The organism is Microbacterium sp. UFMG61 (assembly GCF_015354505.1).
Lineage (GTDB): Bacteria > Actinomycetota > Actinomycetes > Actinomycetales > Microbacteriaceae > Microbacterium.
This window is the reverse complement of sequence record NZ_JACAFP010000007.1, coordinates 82,133-100,690: the sequence shown is the minus strand read 5'-3', so window position 1 is coordinate 100,690 and position 18,558 is coordinate 82,133. Positions and strand designations below refer to the sequence as shown.

Sequence of the window (18,558 nt, the reverse complement as noted above, 5' to 3'; positions counted from 1 at the left end):
TCAGATGTCGAGCGAATCGCCCGGCTCGAGTACCGTGAACTCGCCGCCGTTCTGCTCGGTGGCCCACTGCAGCCGCTGACGATGCATCGTCTTGCCGGCGACCGAGAGTGTCATGTCGTGGGTGCCGAATGCTCGGCGAGGCTTGACGGCGAGCACGTAGTCCATCGCATCGCCGATCTTGAGCCACGGGGCACCGAGAGGCGCCGCCAGCGTGTCGACCTCGACGTCCTCGGGCACGGCATAGGAGTCGCCGGGATAGTAGAGCGCGCCGTTCACGAGGACTCCGACGTTCTCGATCGTCGGGATCGAGGAGTGGATGACCTCGTGGGTCCCTCCGAAGAATCGAAGTGAGAAGCTCCCTGCCTCGACGACGTCGTCGGGAGCCACGACGGTGATGTCGTAGCCGTCGGCAGCACGGGCGACGCCCGACGGGGCGAAGATCGGAGTGCCCGGGGCCGCACGCAGGATGCGGTCCAGATGCTCCGGGGTCCAGTGGTCCGGGTGCTCGTGCGTGAGCACGACGGCGACCAGGCCGGCGAGATCCTGCGGGGGTGTGGTGAAGGAGCCCGGGTCGATGAGCAGGATGTCGCCGCCCTGCTCGATGCGAAGAGCGGCATGTTCGAATTTCGTGACGCGCATGACCTGAGTCAACTCCTTCCTGCGGCGTCTGGCAAACGTCTGCACCGGCGCGCCACGCCCGGGATCGAGGAGAGCGCCGCTCGATTTTGCGCGCGCAGAATCGCCGTGGCATACTTGAACAGTTGTCGCGGAACGGAAACATTCCGCCAGACGGCCCCATCGTATAGCGGCCTAGTACGCTGCCCTCTCACGGCGGTAACGCGGGTTCGAATCCCGCTGGGGTCACACAACACACGAAAGCCCTCCGGTTGCCGGAGGGCTTTCGTCGTTTCCGTGATCAGCGCGAGGCCGAGGGTCCCGTTCGCCCAGCGGGAGGCGGACGTCGTGTGAGCGTCGGCCTACTCGTCGGCGGCCGCGGTCGAACGCGCTCGACGGGCGCGGCGTGCCCGTCGGATGACCCAGATCACGAGGATCGCGGCACCGACGAGTGCGGCCCACGGAAGGACGAAGCCGATCGCCACGACCAGCGCGTTCAGGGATACCACGAGGCCGTTCCACCCTGCCATGAGCCCGTCGGCGAATCCCGCGGGATCGGCGGTGGTAGGCGCTGTCGTGCGGGTCAGCTGCACCTGAAGACTCGACATGGCGACCTGGTCCTCGAGAGTGCTGAGCTGCTGCTCGTAGGACTCGAGCAGTGCCTGACGGTCGGTGAGCGCGACCTCGGCCTCGATGAGTTCCGAGACGGTGCCCGTCTGGGACATCAGCTCGGTCAGACGCTGCACCGACGCCCTGGTGGCGTCCACGCGCGCCCGAAGGTCGATCGCCGCAGAGGTGACATCCTGCTTCGAAGTGGAGGAGGAGAGCACGTCGCCGGAGTCCGCAAGCTCGTCGATCACGTCCGCGAGATCTGCTGAGGGGACCCGGATGCTGATCCATCCGTATCCGGTGTCGGACGGAACGGGATCCGCCGAGCCGACACCGGTACCCCCGCCGATCTCCGTGCCCTCGACGTAGCCTCCGTGGGCCTCGGCTATGGCGGTGATCCGGGCAGCGGCGTCGGCGATGTCCTCGACCCGGACGGTGGCGTTCGCTGTCGCGATGATCTCGCGATCAACGCTGTCGGCGGCGCCGGGCAGCACGCCCGACGATTCCGCCGAATCCGTGAGGCTCTCCGGCATGACCTGGTCGGCGGAACCCGCGCGCGAGTCCTCGACCGCGACGCCGACCGGCGCATCTCCACCGCCGGCGTCGCTCATGGCGCCGCCACCCACGGCTCCGAGAATGGGCGGTGTGACGAGCACGCCGACCACGAACGCGGCGGCCATGCCTGCGCCCGTGAGCCATCGGCGGCGGCGAACCTTCGAGCGACCAGAGGAGGACGTGCCCGCAGGGCGCTCGGTCGCGATCTGTTCGAAGACGGATGCCTCGATGCGCGCCACCGTGGCATCCGAGATCTCCGGGAGGTCTTCGACGGGCAGGCTGTCGTTCTTCTGTCGCTGGTCGTTCATACGTCGCTCGCTTCCTTCACGGCACCGCGCAGGCGGGTGCGGACTCGGGAGAGACGGTTCCGCACGATGGCATGGCTCACTCCGAGCTCTTCCGCCGCCGCCTGATACGAGTACCCGGCCGCTGCGCAGAGGCGGAAGATCTCGCGGTCGAGATCGCTCAGCGTGCCCACCTCGGCTGTGATCCGCTCTGCCAGCGCCGCGCTGATGACCTGGCCCTCGACGCTGATCGTCGAGGGGATCGTGTCATCGGCCGCATCCGTGGTGTGCGCCCGGTCGCGTCGACGCTGTCGCAGCCGATTCGCCGCCTGGAAGCGGCAGATCGTCGCGAGCCAGGGGAGCAGGGACTCTCCCTGCAGATCGAAGCCCGGCAGCTTGCGCCACGCGGTGACGAACGTCTCCTGGGTCACGTCCTCCGCATCCGTCGGCGAGGCGAGCAGGCCGTGGGCGATCCAGTAGACCGCGCGGACATGTGCGCGGTACAGCTCGCGGAAGGCGCTCTCGTCGCCGGCGGCGGCGTCCGCCACCCATCTCTGATCAGTTGTCTGCACGGGCGTCCCGTTTCGGTTCGGTGTCTCTCACCTGGGAAGTGTCGAACGAGGCCCCATCGTCTCAGATGTGTGGAATCCGCATCAACGGCGCACTGGGTCTAGAATCAGGGACGCGAGAGGGAGTATCCCGCAAGCGCATCCACCGTCATCACGAGCACCGTCATCGCTGCTCCGGTCGTGCGACGCATTCCATGCGTGGGAGAGACTTTCGACAGTTTTCCGACCCCTCCCGAAAGGTGCAGAGCACCCGTGGACATTCCTGTCTGGTTCGAGATCACCTCGATGATCGTCCTCACGATCATCCTGATCGGCGACCTCCTCCTCATCCGCCTGCGTCCGCACATCCCGTCGACCAAGGAGTCGACGCTGTGGGTCGTGTTCTACGTCGGCCTCGCGCTGCTCTTCGCAGTGCTCCTCGGCAACGTCGCGGGATGGCGCAACGCCGGGGACTTCATCACCGGCTGGGCCCTGGAGTACAGCCTCTCGATCGACAACCTCTTCGTCTTCGTGCTGATCATGGCGCAGTTCGCGGTGCCGCGACGTCTGCAGCAGCAGGTGCTGATGGTCGGCATCATCATCGCGCTCGTGCTGCGGGGGGCCTTCATCCTCGTCGGAGTCACGGTGATCGAGCACTTCTCGCCGATCTTCTACATCTTCGGCGCCTTCCTCATCTATACGGCGATCAAGCAGGCCATGCCCGAGGGCGAGCACGAAGATGATGTGAAGAAGGAGAACTTCATCGTGCGCCTGCTGCGGCGTCGCATCGACATCAGCGAGACGTATGACGGCTCCAAGCTCCGCACGACGGTCGACGGCAAGCGCATGTGGACACCCATGGTCATCGTGTTCATCACGATCGGCGTGACGGACCTCATCTTCGCGATCGACTCCATCCCGGCCATCTTCGAGATCACGACCAATGGATTCCTCGTCTTCGCGGCGAACATCTTCGCGCTCATGGGCCTTCGCCAGCTGTACTTCCTGCTGGGCGATCTGCTCGACCGGCTGCGCTACCTGCACTACGGCATCGCGGTGATCCTCGGCTTCATCGGCGTCAAGCTCATCCTGCACGCCCTGCACGAGAACGAGCTGCCCTTCATCAACGGTGGAGAGCACGTCGAGTGGGTGCCCGACATCGACAACCTGGTCTCGCTCGGCGTCATCGTCGTGTCGATGACGGTCGCCACGGTCGCGAGCCTGATCGCGGCGTCGCGCGAGAAGTCGGCCGCGAAGAGGTCAGTGGGCGTCGAGTAGGGCAGGCGCCTTCACTCGGCCGACCAGAGCAGCTCCGCCTCGAGCGTGAGGTCGATGACCTGACGCAGCAGCGCGCCGACCGAGTCCGATCGCAGAAGCGTGTACCGGTCGTACTCTCCGAGCGGTGCGATCGCGGCGAGCTGCCAGGACGCGGCGATCGGATCGTCGGAGAGCTCGGTGTCGGGATCCCAGGGCCCGTCGACGCGAGCGAGTACTCGCCGCACGATGGCCTCCGCTTCGGTGCGCAGCGGGGCGAGAGCGTCGTTCCACGTCAGTTCCGGCAGCGGGGTGACGTCGGCCCGGGGGTACGGAGACTCATCCGTCCACTGCTCGACCGCGATGCGGATGGTTCCGACGCCGACGATGTGCAGCGCCTCCGCATCCGCCGAGACGGTCGCCAGTCTGGCGATCGTGCCGACGCTGCTGCGGCGATCACCACCGCCGACCTCGTGACCGCGTTCGATGAGCACGACACCGAACTGCGGGTCGTCCTGATCGAGGAGCTCTCCGATCATGGTGAGATACCGGGGCTCGAACACCCGCAGCAGCAGAGGGGTGTGCGGAAAGAGCACCGAGCCGAGCGGGAACATGGGGATCGCGGCCATGAGCCCAGTCAACACGGCATGCCCGGCGACGTACAGTGATCAGATGCACAGACCTCGCCCCGTCGTTCCCGCTTCCGGTCAGGAGTCCGTGTGGGACTATCCGCGGCCACCGAGGGTCGAGCCGGTGCTCGAGCGCGTGACGATACGCTTCGGCGGCGAGCTCATCGCCGATACCGAGAGGGCGATGAGGGTGCTCGAGACGAGCCACCCTCCCGTCTACTACCTGCCGATCGACGATTTCATCGACGGTGCGCTCGTGGATGCCGCAGGCTCGTCGTTCTGCGAGTTCAAGGGTGCGGCCCGGTATCTCGACGTGCACGGCGGACGCCTGGTGGCGGCGGGAGCGGCGTGGAACTATCCGAACCCCACGTCCGGGTTCGAGACCTTGGCGGATCGGGTCGCCGTGTATGCCGGACCGATGGACGAGTGCACGGTCGGGGGAGAGGTCGTCGTCCCTCAGCCGGGTGGCTTCTACGGCGGCTGGGTGACGTCGACCGTCGTCGGGCCGTTCAAGGGAGTGCCGGGCTCGATGGGCTGGTGAGCCCTGGGTGCTCGCTCAGAACGCGCGCAGGTTGGCCTGCAGCCCGCCATCGACGTACTCGCGGCGCAGGATGCCGCGGCGACGGAGCACGGGCACGAGCTCATCGAGCGTGCGATGCAGCGTGACCGGGTGGAAGTCGCCCCACAGCAGCACGCCGTCGTTGCCCCAGTCGCCGAGCTCGTCGATGAGATCGGCGAACTCCTCGGCCGTGCCGACGAATCCCGAGCGGTCGGTGATCCGGCCGGTGCGGGCGAGCGCCGTGAGGTGGGCGCGCAGCGGAGCATCCTCGTCTCGGTCTCCGATCAGGCGCTGGATGCTGCCGCGCGAGACGTGCTCCCCGAAGATCGACAGATCGAGGGGGCGGTCGAGGTCGAGCGCGGTCAGATCGGTCTCGAGATCGCTCGACTGCTTGCGAGCGATCTGCACCAGGGCCGCGTCGTCGGGATGGGCGGATGCGGCGACGACGCGATCCGCCTCCTCCGGCGACGAGGTGATGACGGGCTGGATCGCGAACAGGATCTTGATGTCCGCGGGCGAGCGGCCCGCGGCCCTCGCCGCGTCGTGGATCTTCGATCGGTAGGCGCGCACCGACGCCTCGTCGAGAGGTGCGAGAGCGAGCTGGACGTCCGAGTTCGCGCCGGCGAACCCGAGTCCGCGACCGGAGCCGCCGGGAGAGACGATCGCGGGTTCGCCTGCGGTGAAAGGCGCCGCATTCAGGGGCCCGTCGAACGCGAAATGCTCGCCGCGATGCCGGACAGGGCGCAACCTCGACCCGTCGGCGAACACGTCGGTGATGCGATCCTGCACCAGCGCGCCGTCGTCCCAGCTGCGCCAGAGCGAGCGGATGCCGGTGAGCCATTCTTCGGCGCGGTCGTAGGCGGCGTCATGCCCCAACTGCTCGGCGGCCGAGAAGTGGCGCGCGCTTCCGGTGTCTGTCACGACGTTGAGTCCGAGACGGTGGCCGCTCAGATGCTGCAGTGTCGAGAACTGCCGCGCCGCGGTGTAGGGCAGGTACGCCGCGGGGTTGACGGTCGGCACGACCCCGAGATGCCTGGTCGCCTGGAAGAGATACGGCGCGAGAAGAAGCGGATCGTGCTTGGGGCCGCCGAACGCGTGTCGGACGCGCAGGTCGAGCGTCTCCGGAGAACCGAGCGACGGAGCGTCCTCGACGATGACGAGGTCGAACCCGGCCTGTTCCAGAGTGCGAGCCGCGTCCTGATAGATCTCGGGGCGGGTCCAGTCGTAGTTCCAGTCCAGCGACGGGTATCCCCAGCCCTGCGGACCGAAGCCGCGCGCCAGGAACCATCCGAAGTGTTGCGGCCTGGTCACGCGACGGCCTCTCGCGCCGGTTCCAGCACGCGCGCGAGATCCGCGAGGAGATCGGCGACGTCTTCGATCCCGATCGAGAGGCGCAGGGTCCCCGGCTGCACGCCCAGGACGTCGCGTTCCTCCTGCGTGCGGTGGGAATGACTGGTCGTCCCCGGGTGCAGCACGAGGGAGCGGACATCCCCGATGTGCGTCATGTGGGTGAACACCCGAACACTCTCGACGAAGTCGCGCGCCGCCTCGAGTCCGCCGCGCAGAGTGAACGTGAAGATCGACCCATGGCCGCCGTGGAGATACTTCCGAGCGAGCGCGTGATCCGGGTGACTCTCGAGTCCGACGTAGTCGACGCTCTCCACCGCATCCTGCGCGGCCAGCCAGCGTGCGACCTCGAGGGCGTTGCGGGACTGGCGCTCGACCCGAAGACCGAGCGTCTCCGCTCCTTGGCCGATCAGGAAGGCGTTCAGGGGAGAGGGCGATGCTCCGAAGCGGGGCGCCACCGACTCGCGGGCGTACGCGATTCGCGCCTTGCCGCCGTGTCGCGCCGCGACGCTGGGCACCCCACCGCGGCCGGGAAGCACCAGATGCGGGGCGTTGTGGCCGGCCCGCTCGGCGTCGAAACGTCCGTCGTCGATGATGACGCCGCCGAGCACCGATCCATGGCCCGCAAGGAACTTCGACGCGGAGTGCACCACGATCGCGGCGCCGTGCTCGAGGGGCCGCACGAGGAAGGGCGTGGCGAGGGTGTTGTCGACGATGAGCGGGATCGCAGCGGCGTCCGCGACGGCGCTCACCGCCTCGATGTCGAGGATGTCGTTGCGGGCGTTCGCGATCGACTCCGCGAACAGGGCTCTGGTGTTCGGGCGGATCGCCCTCCGCCATGCCTCAGGGTCTCCGATGTCGTCGATGAACGTGGCGTCGATGCCGAGGCGTGAGAGATTGTCGAGGAGCAGGCCGCGTGTGCCCTCGTAGATGTGGGTCGACGAGACGATGTGGTCGCCGGCGCCCGCCACGGTGAGGAGCGCTGTGACGACGGCCGCCTGCCCGCTGGCGACGAGAACCGCATCCGCGCCGGACTCGAGGGCCGCGAGCTGACGCTCGACCGCATGGATCGTGGGGTTTCCGGTGCGGGTGTAGCCGAATCCTGCGCCGGTGCCGAAGTGATCAGCCGCGTGGTCGAAGTCGTCGAACTCGAATCCCGCCGTCAGGTAGATCGGGGTGGCTCTCGACGACGCGGCCCCCTGACTCCTCGCGGCGTGCACAGCTCTGGTGGTGAAGCCGGTGGTGTCGTCGGTCATGCGGGTGCCTCTCGAAGGTGCGGGTCACAGTACTGTGTCACGGCGCGTCGCGCACCGTTCGAGCGGTGGTAACCTGACGTCATGCGGATCGTGCTCCTTCTTAGCGGCCGCGACGAGACCTCGTTCTGAGCCCCTCCTCGTCGCGGAGTCCATCGTGGGCCGACCCGCCATCTTCAGGAGAGAAGCAATGAACACCCCCTCAGCAGACTCTGCTCCCGCACGCAGCCGGACCCTGGCCGAGAAGGTCTGGGACGACCACCTCGTCGTCAAGGGCGAGAACGGCGAGCCGGACCTCATCTACATCGACCTGCATCTGGTGCACGAGGTCACGAGCCCGCAGGCCTTCGACGGTCTGCGCGCCGAAGGCCGTCCACTGCGACGTCTCGATCTCACGATCGCGACAGAGGACCACAACACTCCGACGTGGGACATCGACAAGCCCATCGCCGACCTGACGAGCCGCACCCAGATCGAGACCCTGCGGCGCAACGCCGCCGAGTTCGGCGTGCGTCTGCACTCGCTGGGCGATGCCGAGCAGGGCATCGTCCATGTCGTCGGACCGCAGCTCGGATTGACGATGCCCGGCATCACCGTGGTCTGCGGCGACTCGCACACGTCGACCCACGGAGCTTTCGGCGCCATGGCCTTCGGCATCGGTACGAGCGAGGTCGAGCACGTCATGGCGACGCAGACGCTGCCGCTCAAGCCTTTCAAGACCATGGCCATCAACGTCGAGGGCACGTTGCGCCCCGGTGTGACGGCGAAGGACATCATCCTCGCGGTCATCGCGAAGATCACCACCGGCGGTGGTCAGGGTTACGTTCTGGAGTTCCGCGGCAGCGCCATCCGGTCGCTGTCGATGGAGGGCCGCATGACGATCTGCAACATGTCGATCGAGGCCGGAGCCCGCGCGGGCATGGTCGCCCCCGACGAGACGACGTTCGAGTACCTGAAGGGGCGCCCGCATGCGCCCAAGGGCAAGGACTGGGACGATGCCGTCGCCTACTGGCGCACGCTGCCCACCGACGAGGGCGCGACCTTCGACGCCGAGGTGTTCATCGACGCCGACGAGCTCGAGCCGTTCGTGACCTGGGGCACCAACCCCGGCCAGGGCAGCTCGCTCTCCGCCGCGGTCCCCGACCCCGCCGAGATCGCCGATGCCAACGAGCGGGCAGCCGCAGAACGAGCGCTGGAGTACATGGACCTCACTCCGGGCACGCCGCTCAAGGCGGTGCCGGTGGATGCCGTCTTCATGGGGTCATGCACGAACAGTCGCATCGAGGACCTGCGCGCATTCGCCTCGATCGTCAAGGGCAAGAAGAAGGCCGACGGCGTCCGTGTGATGGTCGTTCCGGGGTCCGCGCGCGTGCGCCTGGAAGCCGAGGCCGAGGGCCTCGATCAGGTGATCAAGGACTTCGGCGCCGAGTGGCGTTTCGCCGGATGCTCGATGTGCCTCGGCATGAACCCCGACCAGCTCGCCCCGGGGGAGCGCTGCGCGTCGACGTCGAATCGCAACTTCGAGGGACGACAGGGCAAGGGTGGGCGTACGCACCTCGTCTCGCCGCTTGTCGCGGCGGCGACCGCCATCCGCGGCACGCTCTCCAGCCCCAGCGACCTGTCGAACGAAGAGCCCGTCAACGCGGGCGCGACCACGGCTGGAGCCATCTGATGGAGAAGTTCACCACCCACACCGGCATCGCGGCGCCGCTGAAGCGCTCGAACGTCGACACCGACCAGATCATCCCCGCGGTGTTCCTCAAGCGGGTCACCAAGACCGGCTTCGAGGACGCGCTCTTCCACGGGTGGCGCCAGGACCCCGAGTTCGTGCTCAATCAGCCGGCGTTCCACGGAGCCTCCGTGCTGGTCGCCGGGCCGGACTTCGGCACGGGGTCGAGCCGTGAGCACGCCGTGTGGGCTCTGCGCGACTTCGGATTCTCGGTCGTGCTCAGCCCGCGCTTCGCCGACATCTTCCGAGGGAACTCCGGCAAGCAGGGCCTGCTCGCCGCGACGATCTCGGAAGAGGATCTCGACCGGATCTGGTCCGAGATCGACCGGAATCCCGGGGCGCGGATCACCGTGGACCTCGAGCAGCGGATCGCCTCGATCGGCGATATCCAGGCTGACCTCGGTATCGACGATTACACTAGATGGCGGCTCCTCGAAGGGCTCGATGACATCGGGCTCACCCTGCGCAACGAAGACAAGATCGCGCAGTTCGAGGCCCGTCGCGAGTCGTGGCGGCCCCGGACCCTTCCCGTTCAGTGAACGGCGGGGCGGGTGAGCCGAAGGGCGACCCGCCCCGATTTCCCTGAATGAAGTGAGGCCCGAATGACGACACCCGTGCGCGACGCTCTCCCCGACGGAGCTCCCGCTCTCACCGGAGACGTCCTCGCCATTCGCGGAGGGCGCCCGCTTCGCGGACGCGTCGACGTCAAGGGCGCGAAGAACCTCGCGACGAAGGCCATGGTCGCGACTCTGCTGGGCGAGACGCCGAGCACGCTGCGCGATGTGCCGGACCTCAGCGATGTGGCCGTCGTGCGGTCGCTGCTCGAGGTGCACGGCGTGCAGGTGACGCCCGGTGACGAGCCCGGCTCGCTGACATTCGACCCCATCGGTGTCGAGTCCGCCCACTTCGAGGAGATCGACGCACACGCCGGTGCCTCGCGCATCCCGATCCTCTTCTGCGGACCGCTCCTGCACCGACTCGGTCAGGCGTTCATCCCGGACCTCGGAGGCTGCCGGATCGGCGACCGTCCGATCGACTTCCACCTCGACGCACTTCGCAAGTTCGGTGCCGTCGTCGAGAAGCTGCCGAGCGGCATCCGCCTCTCCACCGGCGGCACACGCCTGCACGGCGCGAAGATCCACCTCCCGTATCCGAGCGTCGGCGCCACCGAGCAGGTCCTGCTCACGGCCGTGCGCGCAGAGGGAACGACCGAGCTGCGCAACGCGGCCATCGAGCCCGAGATCATGGATCTGATCGCGGTACTGCAGAAGATGGGCGCGATCATCTCCTACGAGCCGAATCGGGTGATCCTCATCGAGGGCGTCGAGAAGCTCCGCGGCTACGACCACCGCTCGATCTTCGACCGCAACGAGGCCGCCTCCTGGGCGTCTGCGGCGCTGGCGACCGACGGTGAGATCTTCGTCGGCGGTGCGAAGCAGCAGGAGATGCTGACCTTCCTCAACGTCTTCCGCAAGGCGGGCGGTTGGTTCGACATCCAGGAGGACGGAATCCTGTTCCGTCGTGAGGGCGAGCTCAAGCCGGTCGTCGTCGAGACCGACGTGCACCCCGGCTTCATGACCGACTGGCAGCAGCCCCTCGTGGTGGCGCTGACTCAGGCGAACGGTCGTTCAGTCGTGCACGAGACCGTCTACGAGAACCGCATGGGCTTCACCGACGCCCTGGTCAAGATGGGCGCCGACATCGTCGTGCACCCGCGCGGTCTGCAGGACGGCCCGCGGCGTGTGCCGCGCCGCGACCTGGAGCAGGCCGCGGTCATCACCGGCCCGACGCCTCTGCACGGTGCGGACATCGTCGTTCCCGACCTTCGCGGCGGATACAGCCACGTGATCGCGGCGTTGACGGCAGAGGGCGAATCGAAGGTCTCCGGCGTCGACATCCTCAGCCGTGGATACGAGAAGTTCCTCGCCAAGCTCGACGCGCTCGGCGCCGACTTCGACGTCATCCGGTGACCCCGATGGGTTCCCGGTCCCCGGAGACCACACGGCCCAGCCTGTTCTGGCCGGTCGCGGCGATCGTCCTGCCCCTGGTCTCGCTCATCGCGAAGATCAGGGTCACCGGTGGCGAGAAGCTGCCCCGAGACGGTGCTTACGTGCTGGCCCCGAACCACTACTCGGAGTTCGATCCGCTGATCGTAGCTGTCGCCGTGTGGCGCATCGGACGTGCTCCGCGGTTCATGGCGAAGGAGAGTCTCTTCAGGGTGCCCGTGCTGGGATCCATCCTCCGGGCGACCGGCATGATCCCGGTGGCGCGCGCGTCGTCCGCCTCCGCGGCGAAGCAGACGCTGAAGCAGTCCGCAGAGCTCGTCGAGCACGGCCGCGGTGTCATCGTGTACCCCGAGGGCACGCTGACCCGTGACCCCGACATGTGGCCGATGCGCGGCAAGTCCGGTGCCGTCAGGCTCGCCCTGACCGACGGCATCCCGCTCATCCCGATGGCCCACTGGGGCACCCAGGAGATCATGGGTCGCTACCAGAAGGGTCTGAGCCTGTGGCCCCTCCGCAAGCGCGTGGACGTCGTGGTCGGCGATCCCGTCGACGTGTCCGACCTTCGCGGTCGGGCCGGTGAGGCCGCGGCGCTGAACGAAGCCACGAACCGCTTGATGAAGGCCATCACCGAGCTCCTCGAAGAGCTCCGGGATGAGAAGGCGCCCGCGGAGCGATGGAATCCTGCATCGCACGGGCAGAAGGAGACGGGTCGCCTTGACTCCTAAGCGGACTGTGGCCACGGGGCCACGCGTCGCCGTGATCGGCGCCGGCAGCTGGGGGACCACCTTCGGGAAGATCCTCGCCGACGGCGGAGCACAGGTGACGATGTGGGCGCGCCGCGCCGAGCTGGCGCACGAGATCGACGAGGCCAAGCGGAACTCGCGATACCTCCCGGGGATCAACCTGCCGCGCACGATGGCGGCGACGCACGAGCTCGCCACTGCTCTGCGTGACGTCGACCAGGTCTATCTGTCGGTTCCCAGCCAGTCTCTCCGTGAGAATCTCAAAGCGCTGAGACCGCTCATCGCCGACGGCGACGCGAAGATCGTCAGCCTGATGAAGGGCGTCGAACGATCGACCGGTCTTCGGATGAGCCAGGTCATCGAGCAGGAGCTCCGGTGCGATCCTGACCGGATCGCCGTCGCTTCCGGCCCGAACCTCGCTCTCGAGATCGCTCGCGAGCAGCCGACCGCCGCGGTGATCTCATCGCGCAGCCGGGAGACGGCCGAGGAGGTCGCCCGAGCCGCACGCAACGGCTACTTCCGCACGTTCGTGAACACGGACGTGATCGGTACCGAGTTCGGCGGTGTGCTGAAGAACCTGATCGCCGTGGCCATCGGGATCGTCGACGGCGTCGGATACGGCGAGAACACCAAGGCGTCCATCATCACCCGCGGACTCGTGGAGATGACGGACTTCGCGGTGGCGAACGGCGCCCACCCCGAGACTCTGCAGGGGCTGGCGGGTCTCGGAGATCTGATCGCCACGTGCCAGTCTCCACTCAGCCGCAACAACACGGCCGGGCGACTGCTCGGCCAGGGATACAGCTTCCAGGACGTCGTGAAGCAGATGCAGCAGACCGCCGAGGGCCTCGCCTCCGTCGCTCCCGTGCTGCAGCTCGCCCGCGAGTCCGGTGTGGACATGCCCATCGTCGAGCAGGTGAAGATGGTGCTCGACGGGAAGATGAATCCCCGCGACATCGCACCGCACCTGACGACGGACGACGACACCCCCCAGGGTGAGAGGACCAACCATGGACAAGCAGACGGTGGTGGTGCTCTTCGGCGGGCGCTCCAGCGAGCATTCGATCAGTTCCGCCACGGCGGGCGGGGTGCTGGGCGCGATTGATCGCACCCGCTACGACGTGATTCCGGTCGGGATCACGCGCGAAGGCGCCTTCGTGCTCGAAGAGGACGACCCGGCGAAGTTCCCGCTGGATGCCGAACATCTTCCCGAGGTCGCGGACAACGGCACCCGTGTGCTGTGGCCCGAGCCCGGGGGAGACCGCACGCTCCGCGTGGTCCAGCCCGACGGCACGGTCGAGGGGCTCGGTGCGATCGACATCGTGCTTCCGATCCTTCACGGCCCCCACGGCGAGGACGGAACGATCCAGGGGTACTTCGACACTCTCGAGGTCCCCTATGCGGGTGGCGGCGTGCTCGACTCCGCGCTCTGCATGGACAAGCACTTCATGAAGATCGCGCTGCAAGCCGCCGGACTCGCCGTCGCGCCGTGGGTGACGGTGCGTGCACGCCAATGGGCGCAGGATGCCGCTTCGGTGCGTCTCGCGGCGGCTGACCTCGGTCTGCCGCTGTTCGTGAAGCCCGCACGTGCGGGCTCGAGCGTGGGCGTGTCCAAGGTCACCTCACCCGATGAACTCGACGAGGCTCTCGCCGTGGCCTTCGCCGAAGACGACAAGGTCCTGATCGAGACCGGCGTCTCGGGGCGCGAGATCGAGGTCGCCGTGCTCGAGGGAGTCGAGGGCGTCCGTGCCTCGCTGCCGGGCGAGATCGTTCTGACCTCGCGCGGCTTCTACGATTTCGAGGGCAAGTATCTCGGCGGCGACGGCGTCGACGTCGTCTGCCCCGCAGAGCTCGCGGACGACGAGATCGCTGCGATCCAGCAGGCGGGCATCCACGCCTTCGAGGCGGTCGACGGTCGCGGTCTCGCCCGCGTCGACATGTTCCTCACGCCGGCAGGCGAGCTCGTCGTGAATGAGCTGAACACCATGCCCGGATTCACGCCGATCTCGATGTTCCCGAAGTGCTGGGTCGCATCGGGGCTGAGCTACGGCGACCTGATCTCCGAGCTGATCGAGGCAGGGCTGCGGCGCTGATCGACTCCGCGGCGGGCGGTCAGCCCGCCGCAGAGTCGTCTGTCGTCGGGATGCGATCCGTGCAGCGAGCGGTGGCGGGTGCGAGCCCGGACCGGATGCTGGTGGAGAGGCTCTCGACCACGGTCCGGAAATCGAGGGACTCTCCCCGCCGGATGATGACCTCGACGGCGGGATCACGACCGTAGGTCACGAGCCGCTGCCGCTCCTCCTCCTGGTCGAGCACGAGCCAGTCGATGCTGCCGATCGTCGTGCAGACCTCAGTCGACGGCGCAGGCGGTTCGACGCCGCAGCGGAGCACGACGCTCGGGTCTCCCCAGGCTCCTGTCGCCTGCGCGTCGGTCCAGACGCGATCGAGCTCGCCGACCGCGTCGGGGAGCAGCACCGAGACCTCGGCGCACGCGGGATCGTTCGCGTAGTCGGCCGGCTCGAGGTGGATCGTGGTCGAGCACCCGGAGAGCGCCGCGACGAGCGCCAATCCGCCGGCGACGACGGTGAGACGGCGGGAACGAGGCATGCATCCAGGCTACCTTTGACTGCATGCCCTCCCGACCCGACCATGACGATCCCCGCCTGGGAGACCTCTCCGAGGGAGAGATACTCCGGGCGATCCTGGCCAGGACAGCGCCCGCGGCGCACACGCTGCTGGGCCCCGGTGATGACGCGGCCGTGATCGCCGCTCCGTCGGGCAGCGTCATCGCGACGACGGACACGCTCGTGCACGGTCCGGATTTCCGCCTCGCGTGGTCGAGCGGCTATGACCTGGGATGGAAGTCGGCGGCGGTGAATCTCGCCGACATCGCCGCGATGGGGGGCCGTCCCACGGCGCTTCTCGTGGCTCTCGCCGTGCCGAGGGATCTGCATCTGTCCTTCGTCGAACGGCTCGCGGACGGATTCCGCGATGCGTGTCAGTCGCTCGCGCCGGGATGCGCGGTCGTCGGGGGCGATCTGACCGTGTCCGACGTTCTCACGGTCGCGGTGACGGCGCTGGGAGATCTCGAGGGACGAGCGCCTGTGACGCGGTCGGGCGCGAGCGTGGGCGATGTCGTCGCCGTGGCCGGAGAGCTGGGGCATGCCGCGCTCGGTCTCGCTGTGCTGTTCGGTCGCTTCCGCGACGGTGAGGTTCCGGTGCCGGTCGACGTCAGCCGGCTCGGAGAGGGCGAGAGCTCGGCTCTCGCTGCTCAGCTCCGCCCCTCGCCACCCATCGGCCTCGGCCCTGTCGCTGCGGTGGCGGGCGCGACGGCGATGATGGACGTCTCCGACGGCCTCGCACTCGATGCGCGGCGTCTTGCCGCGGCATCCGAGGTGACGATCGCGCTCGACGGTTCGACCCTGGGCCGTGATCCACAGCGTGCTCTGGCCGGGGGCGAGGACCACGCACTTCTCGCGACCTTCCCCGCGGGGGGACTGCCGCCCGGATTCCGGATCATCGGTTCGGTGATCACCCGTGGGGACGAGGCGCTGCTGGTCGACGGCGCGCCCGTCGATGTCGCGGGCTGGGACCCCTATCGCGACTGGGACTCGGCGTCGGGCTGAGTTGTCGCCGGCTCGGCCCACCAGAGGGTCGTGTCGCCGTAGGTCTTCTCGCGGATGAGATCGAGGCCTGCGGCAGCCAGCTCGGGCGGCGTCGACCGACGTGCACGTTCGATGATCACCAGCGCGTCGGCTGACAGGAGCGGCGCGAGCGCCATGAGATCGGCGGTCATCGCGTCGTCGGCGAGATCGTACGGCGGGTCGGAGAACACGAGATCGAACGTGCCGGCGGCGCGCTGCAGGAACGATCGGACCGTGCTCTCGTGCACTCGAGCCGTCGACAGGCCTCCGGCCTTGGCGACGATCGCGGCGTTCCGTCGCACGACGGATGCCGCGGCGCGTCCGTGCTCCACGAGATCGGCCGACGCGGCGCCCCGGCTGAGTGACTCGAGTCCCAGCGCTCCGGAGCCGGCGTAGAGATCTAGAACGCGGGCGCCGGTGAAGGCGTCGACTGATTCGAGAGCCCCGAAGAGCGACTCCCTCACCCTGTCGCTCGTGGGTCGGGTGCCCGCAGCGGGCACCGCCAATCTGGCGCCCCGTGCCTTTCCGGCGATGATCCTCGTCACCCGTTCACGATACGACAGCCGCGGGGCGACGGTTGTCGGCAGGGCCTCCTAGACTCGGAGCATGTCGCTCACGCTCGATTCCTCGCTGGAGGAGGCTCTCGGTGCCACCCCCGCGAAGACCCTCGATCGGGCGTTCGGACTCACGTCGGTCGGGGACCTTCTCTCGCACTATCCGCGGCGCTACGCCGATCCCGGTGAGCTGACGCCGATCAGAGAACTCCCGCTCGGCGAGACCGTCACGATCGTCGCCGAAGTGCTCTCCTCGAGTGCTCGTGCGATGCGCAACAGGCGCGGAGCCATGGTCGACGTCGTCATCGGTGACGGCATCGGCAAGATGTCGCTGACGTTCTTCGCCAAGAACCTGGGGGCGGCGAAGTGGCGATCGGACGATCTCGCGGTCGGTCGACGGGGTGTCTTCTCGGGCAAGGTGGGGGAGTTCAACGGCGTCACGCAGTTCGCACACCCCGAGTACGAGCTCTTCGATGACGAAGACGCCGCGCGTCGCCGAGCCGACGCCCGCGCCGCGGTCCTGATCCCGATCTATCCGGCGACGGCCAGCCTGCAGACCTGGCAGATCGCGAAGTTCGTCGGGCGGGTTCTGGATGCTGTCGACGATGTGCCGGAGCCGCTCTCGGCAGAGGTGCGAGCCCGCGAGGAGCTTCTCACCGCGCGTGAGGCGATCGAGCAGATCCACCGCCCGAAGACCCGCAACGACATCGATCCTGCGGTGCGCACGCTGCGTATGCATGAGGCGCTGACGCTGCAGACCGCTCTGCTGCAGCAGCGCGACGCGGTGCGCTCGCTGTCGGCCACGGCCCGGCCTGCGAGGCCGGGAGGTCTGCTCGAGCGCTTCGATGCGGTGCTGCCCTATTCGCTGACTCCCGACCAGCAGACGGTGGGCGAGCAGGTCGCGGCCGATCTGGTGGGTGCGTGGCCGATGAACCGACTGGTGCAGGGCGAGGTGGGTTCGGGAAAGACCCTCGTGGCGCTGCGCGCGATGCTGCAGGTCGCCGAGTCCGGCGGTCAGGCGGCACTGATCGCGCCGACCGAGGTCCTGGCCGGCCAGCACCTGCGTTCCATCACGAAGATGCTCGGGCCACAGCTCGCGCCGCTCGTGATGCCGACACTGCTCACGGGGCAGATGCCGGCCGCGGATCGTCGCAAGGCGGCACTTCGTGTGGCGTCGGGTCAGGCACTCATCGTCGTCGGCACTCACGCGCTTCTAGGCGAGAAGACGACGTTCGCAGACCTCGGTCTCGTCGTCGTCGATGAGCAGCACCGGTTCGGCGTCGAACAGCGCGAGGCGCTTCGTGCCAAGGGATCGAGTCCGCACGCGCTGGTGCTGACCGCGACGCCGATTCCGCGCACCGTGGCCATGACGGTCTTCGGCGACCTCGACACCTCCGTGATCCGCACGATGCCCAAGGGTCGCGCAGGGATCGAGTCCTTCGTGGCGCCTCTCGCCGAGCATCCCGGGTGGTTCAACCGCGTCTGGGAGCGCGCTGCCGAGGAGATCGCCCAGGGGCGTCAGGTCTTCGCGGTCTGCGCGGCGATCGACACGGCGAAGAAGACCGCCGAAGCGGGGGAGCCGCTCGCGCCTCAGCCCGAGGGCGCCTCGGGGCCGCGCTGGGGAGTCGTCCAGCTCGACGAGGCGCTCGCGACGCACCCGAGACTCGGAGGGCTCCGTCGCGCAGTGCTGCACGGGAAGATGCCGTCGGACGAGAAGGATGCGGTCATGCAGGAGTTCGCCCGCGGCGAGATCGATCTGCTCCTGGCGACGACCGTGATCGAAGTCGGCGTCGACGTGCCGAACGCGTCGACCATGATCGTCCTCGACGCCGACCGATTCGGTGTGTCGCAGCTTCATCAGCTCCGAGGTCGCGTCGGTCGAGGAGGAGTCCCCGGACTCTGTCTGCTGGTGACGGAGGCCGAAGAGGGGTCGGTCGCCCGCGAGCGCGTCGATGCCGTCGCGGCCACACTCGACGGATTCGCTCTGGCCGAGGTCGATCTCGAGCTGCGCGGCGAGGGAGACGTTCTCGGCTCCGCGCAGGCCGGAGTGCGCTCGTCTCTCAAACTGCTCCGCGTGGTCAAGGACTCGCGACTCATCGTCAAGGCTCGTGAGCTCGCCGAAGTCATCCTCGCCGAGGACCCCGATCTCGAAGCGAACCCCGGGCTGAAGTCGGCGATCATGCGGCGCGTCAGCGACGAGGACCGTGCTGCACTCGCCAAGAACTGACG

The 18,558-nt window shown here is 68.1% G+C and carries 18 protein-coding genes and 1 tRNA gene; 11 read left to right on the top strand and 8 right to left on the bottom strand.

The window, feature by feature from the left end; translation table 11 throughout:
• The gene (locus IXW21_RS10145) at nucleotides 1-639 is read right to left on the bottom strand and encodes an MBL fold metallo-hydrolase (protein WP_194764143.1); all 639 of its coding nucleotides are present in this window, start codon (nucleotides 637-639) and stop codon (nucleotides 1-3) included.
• Nucleotides 640-791: 152 nt separating this feature from the next.
• On the opposite strand from IXW21_RS10145, the gene IXW21_RS10140 reads away from it, so the two are divergent.
• Nucleotides 792-864, top strand: a tRNA-Glu gene (locus IXW21_RS10140).
• Between the two features lie 113 nt (nucleotides 865-977).
• On the opposite strand, the gene IXW21_RS10135 is transcribed toward IXW21_RS10140, so the two are convergent.
• Together IXW21_RS10135 and IXW21_RS10130 are read right to left on the bottom strand one after the other, a co-directional pair.
• Nucleotides 978-2,087, bottom strand: coding sequence for a DUF4349 domain-containing protein (locus IXW21_RS10135; protein WP_194764142.1), 1,110 nt, complete (start codon nucleotides 2,085-2,087; stop codon nucleotides 978-980).
• Nucleotides 2,084-2,611 (bottom strand): RNA polymerase sigma factor, encoded by a 528-nt coding sequence (locus tag IXW21_RS10130; protein ID WP_323742213.1) that lies wholly within the window; start codon nucleotides 2,609-2,611, stop codon nucleotides 2,084-2,086. The genes IXW21_RS10135 and IXW21_RS10130 overlap by 4 nt, the downstream gene beginning before the upstream one ends.
• A 273-nt stretch (nucleotides 2,612-2,884) precedes the next feature.
• Here IXW21_RS10130 and IXW21_RS10125 point away from each other — a divergent pair, with 273 nt between their 5' ends.
• Complete coding sequence (locus tag IXW21_RS10125; protein WP_194764140.1) at nucleotides 2,885-3,889, top strand: TerC/Alx family metal homeostasis membrane protein; 1,005 nt, start codon at nucleotides 2,885-2,887, stop codon at nucleotides 3,887-3,889.
• A gap of 11 nt (nucleotides 3,890-3,900) precedes the next feature.
• Here the strand turns inward: IXW21_RS10125 and IXW21_RS10120 are convergent, their stop codons facing one another.
• Nucleotides 3,901-4,494: an LON peptidase substrate-binding domain-containing protein gene (locus tag IXW21_RS10120; RefSeq protein ID WP_194764139.1), complete on the bottom strand. Its 594-nt coding sequence runs from the start codon at nucleotides 4,492-4,494 to the stop codon at nucleotides 3,901-3,903.
• A 43-nt stretch (nucleotides 4,495-4,537) separates the two neighbouring features.
• Here IXW21_RS10120 and IXW21_RS10115 point away from each other — a divergent pair, with 43 nt between their 5' ends.
• A complete protein-coding gene (locus IXW21_RS10115; RefSeq protein ID WP_194764138.1) occupies nucleotides 4,538-5,035 on the top strand; it encodes a DUF427 domain-containing protein in 498 nt (165 codons plus the stop codon).
• A gap of 15 nt (nucleotides 5,036-5,050) precedes the next feature.
• Here IXW21_RS10115 and IXW21_RS10110 read toward each other — a convergent pair whose 3' ends face one another.
• Complete coding sequence (locus tag IXW21_RS10110) at nucleotides 5,051-6,364, bottom strand: LLM class flavin-dependent oxidoreductase (protein WP_194764137.1); 1,314 nt, start codon at nucleotides 6,362-6,364, stop codon at nucleotides 5,051-5,053.
• Nucleotides 6,361-7,656 carry an O-acetylhomoserine aminocarboxypropyltransferase/cysteine synthase family protein gene (locus IXW21_RS10105; RefSeq protein WP_194764136.1) on the bottom strand — a complete coding sequence of 432 codons (1,296 nt, stop codon included), beginning with the start codon at nucleotides 7,654-7,656 and terminating at the stop codon, nucleotides 6,361-6,363. Before IXW21_RS10105 ends, IXW21_RS10110 begins: the two co-directional genes overlap by 4 nt.
• Nucleotides 7,657-7,843: 187 nt before the next feature.
• Between IXW21_RS10105 and leuC the strand changes: the two genes are divergently transcribed.
• The 6 genes from leuC (at nucleotide 7,844) to IXW21_RS10075 (ending at nucleotide 14,224) form a co-directional block, all read left to right on the top strand.
• Complete coding sequence (gene leuC, locus IXW21_RS10100) at nucleotides 7,844-9,325, top strand: 3-isopropylmalate dehydratase large subunit (protein ID WP_194764135.1); 1,482 nt, start codon at nucleotides 7,844-7,846, stop codon at nucleotides 9,323-9,325.
• Nucleotides 9,325-9,921: a 3-isopropylmalate dehydratase small subunit gene (gene leuD, locus IXW21_RS10095; protein ID WP_194764134.1), complete on the top strand. Its 597-nt coding sequence runs from the start codon at nucleotides 9,325-9,327 to the stop codon at nucleotides 9,919-9,921. The genes leuC and leuD overlap by 1 nt, the downstream gene beginning before the upstream one ends.
• Before the next feature lie 63 nt (nucleotides 9,922-9,984).
• Nucleotides 9,985-11,352: a UDP-N-acetylglucosamine 1-carboxyvinyltransferase gene (gene murA, locus IXW21_RS10090; protein WP_194764133.1), complete on the top strand. Its 1,368-nt coding sequence runs from the start codon at nucleotides 9,985-9,987 to the stop codon at nucleotides 11,350-11,352.
• A gap of 5 nt (nucleotides 11,353-11,357) precedes the next feature.
• Nucleotides 11,358-12,113 (top strand): lysophospholipid acyltransferase family protein, encoded by a 756-nt coding sequence (locus IXW21_RS10085; protein ID WP_194764132.1) that lies wholly within the window; start codon nucleotides 11,358-11,360, stop codon nucleotides 12,111-12,113.
• Complete coding sequence (locus IXW21_RS10080; RefSeq protein ID WP_194764131.1) at nucleotides 12,103-13,236, top strand: NAD(P)H-dependent glycerol-3-phosphate dehydrogenase; 1,134 nt, start codon at nucleotides 12,103-12,105, stop codon at nucleotides 13,234-13,236. The genes IXW21_RS10085 and IXW21_RS10080 overlap by 11 nt, the downstream gene beginning before the upstream one ends.
• Entirely contained in the window at nucleotides 13,142-14,224 is a 1,083-nt protein-coding gene (locus IXW21_RS10075; protein WP_194764130.1) for a D-alanine--D-alanine ligase family protein, read from the top strand. The genes IXW21_RS10080 and IXW21_RS10075 overlap by 95 nt, the downstream gene beginning before the upstream one ends.
• Before the next feature lie 19 nt (nucleotides 14,225-14,243).
• Here IXW21_RS10075 and IXW21_RS10070 read toward each other — a convergent pair whose 3' ends face one another.
• Nucleotides 14,244-14,738: a DUF3515 family protein gene (locus tag IXW21_RS10070; protein ID WP_194764129.1), complete on the bottom strand. Its 495-nt coding sequence runs from the start codon at nucleotides 14,736-14,738 to the stop codon at nucleotides 14,244-14,246.
• Nucleotides 14,739-14,761: 23 nt separating this feature from the next.
• Between IXW21_RS10070 and thiL the strand changes: the two genes are divergently transcribed.
• A complete protein-coding gene (thiL, locus tag IXW21_RS10065; protein WP_194764128.1) occupies nucleotides 14,762-15,757 on the top strand; it encodes a thiamine-phosphate kinase in 996 nt (331 codons plus the stop codon).
• On the opposite strand, the gene rsmD is transcribed toward thiL, so the two are convergent.
• Nucleotides 15,727-16,320: a 16S rRNA (guanine(966)-N(2))-methyltransferase RsmD gene (rsmD, locus tag IXW21_RS10060; protein WP_194764127.1), complete on the bottom strand. Its 594-nt coding sequence runs from the start codon at nucleotides 16,318-16,320 to the stop codon at nucleotides 15,727-15,729. The genes thiL and rsmD overlap by 31 nt on opposite strands.
• A 61-nt stretch (nucleotides 16,321-16,381) precedes the next feature.
• On the opposite strand from rsmD, the gene IXW21_RS10055 reads away from it, so the two are divergent.
• The gene (locus IXW21_RS10055) at nucleotides 16,382-18,556 is read left to right on the top strand and encodes an ATP-dependent DNA helicase RecG (protein ID WP_194764126.1); all 2,175 of its coding nucleotides are present in this window, start codon (nucleotides 16,382-16,384) and stop codon (nucleotides 18,554-18,556) included.
• Nucleotides 18,557-18,558 lie beyond the last annotated feature (2 nt).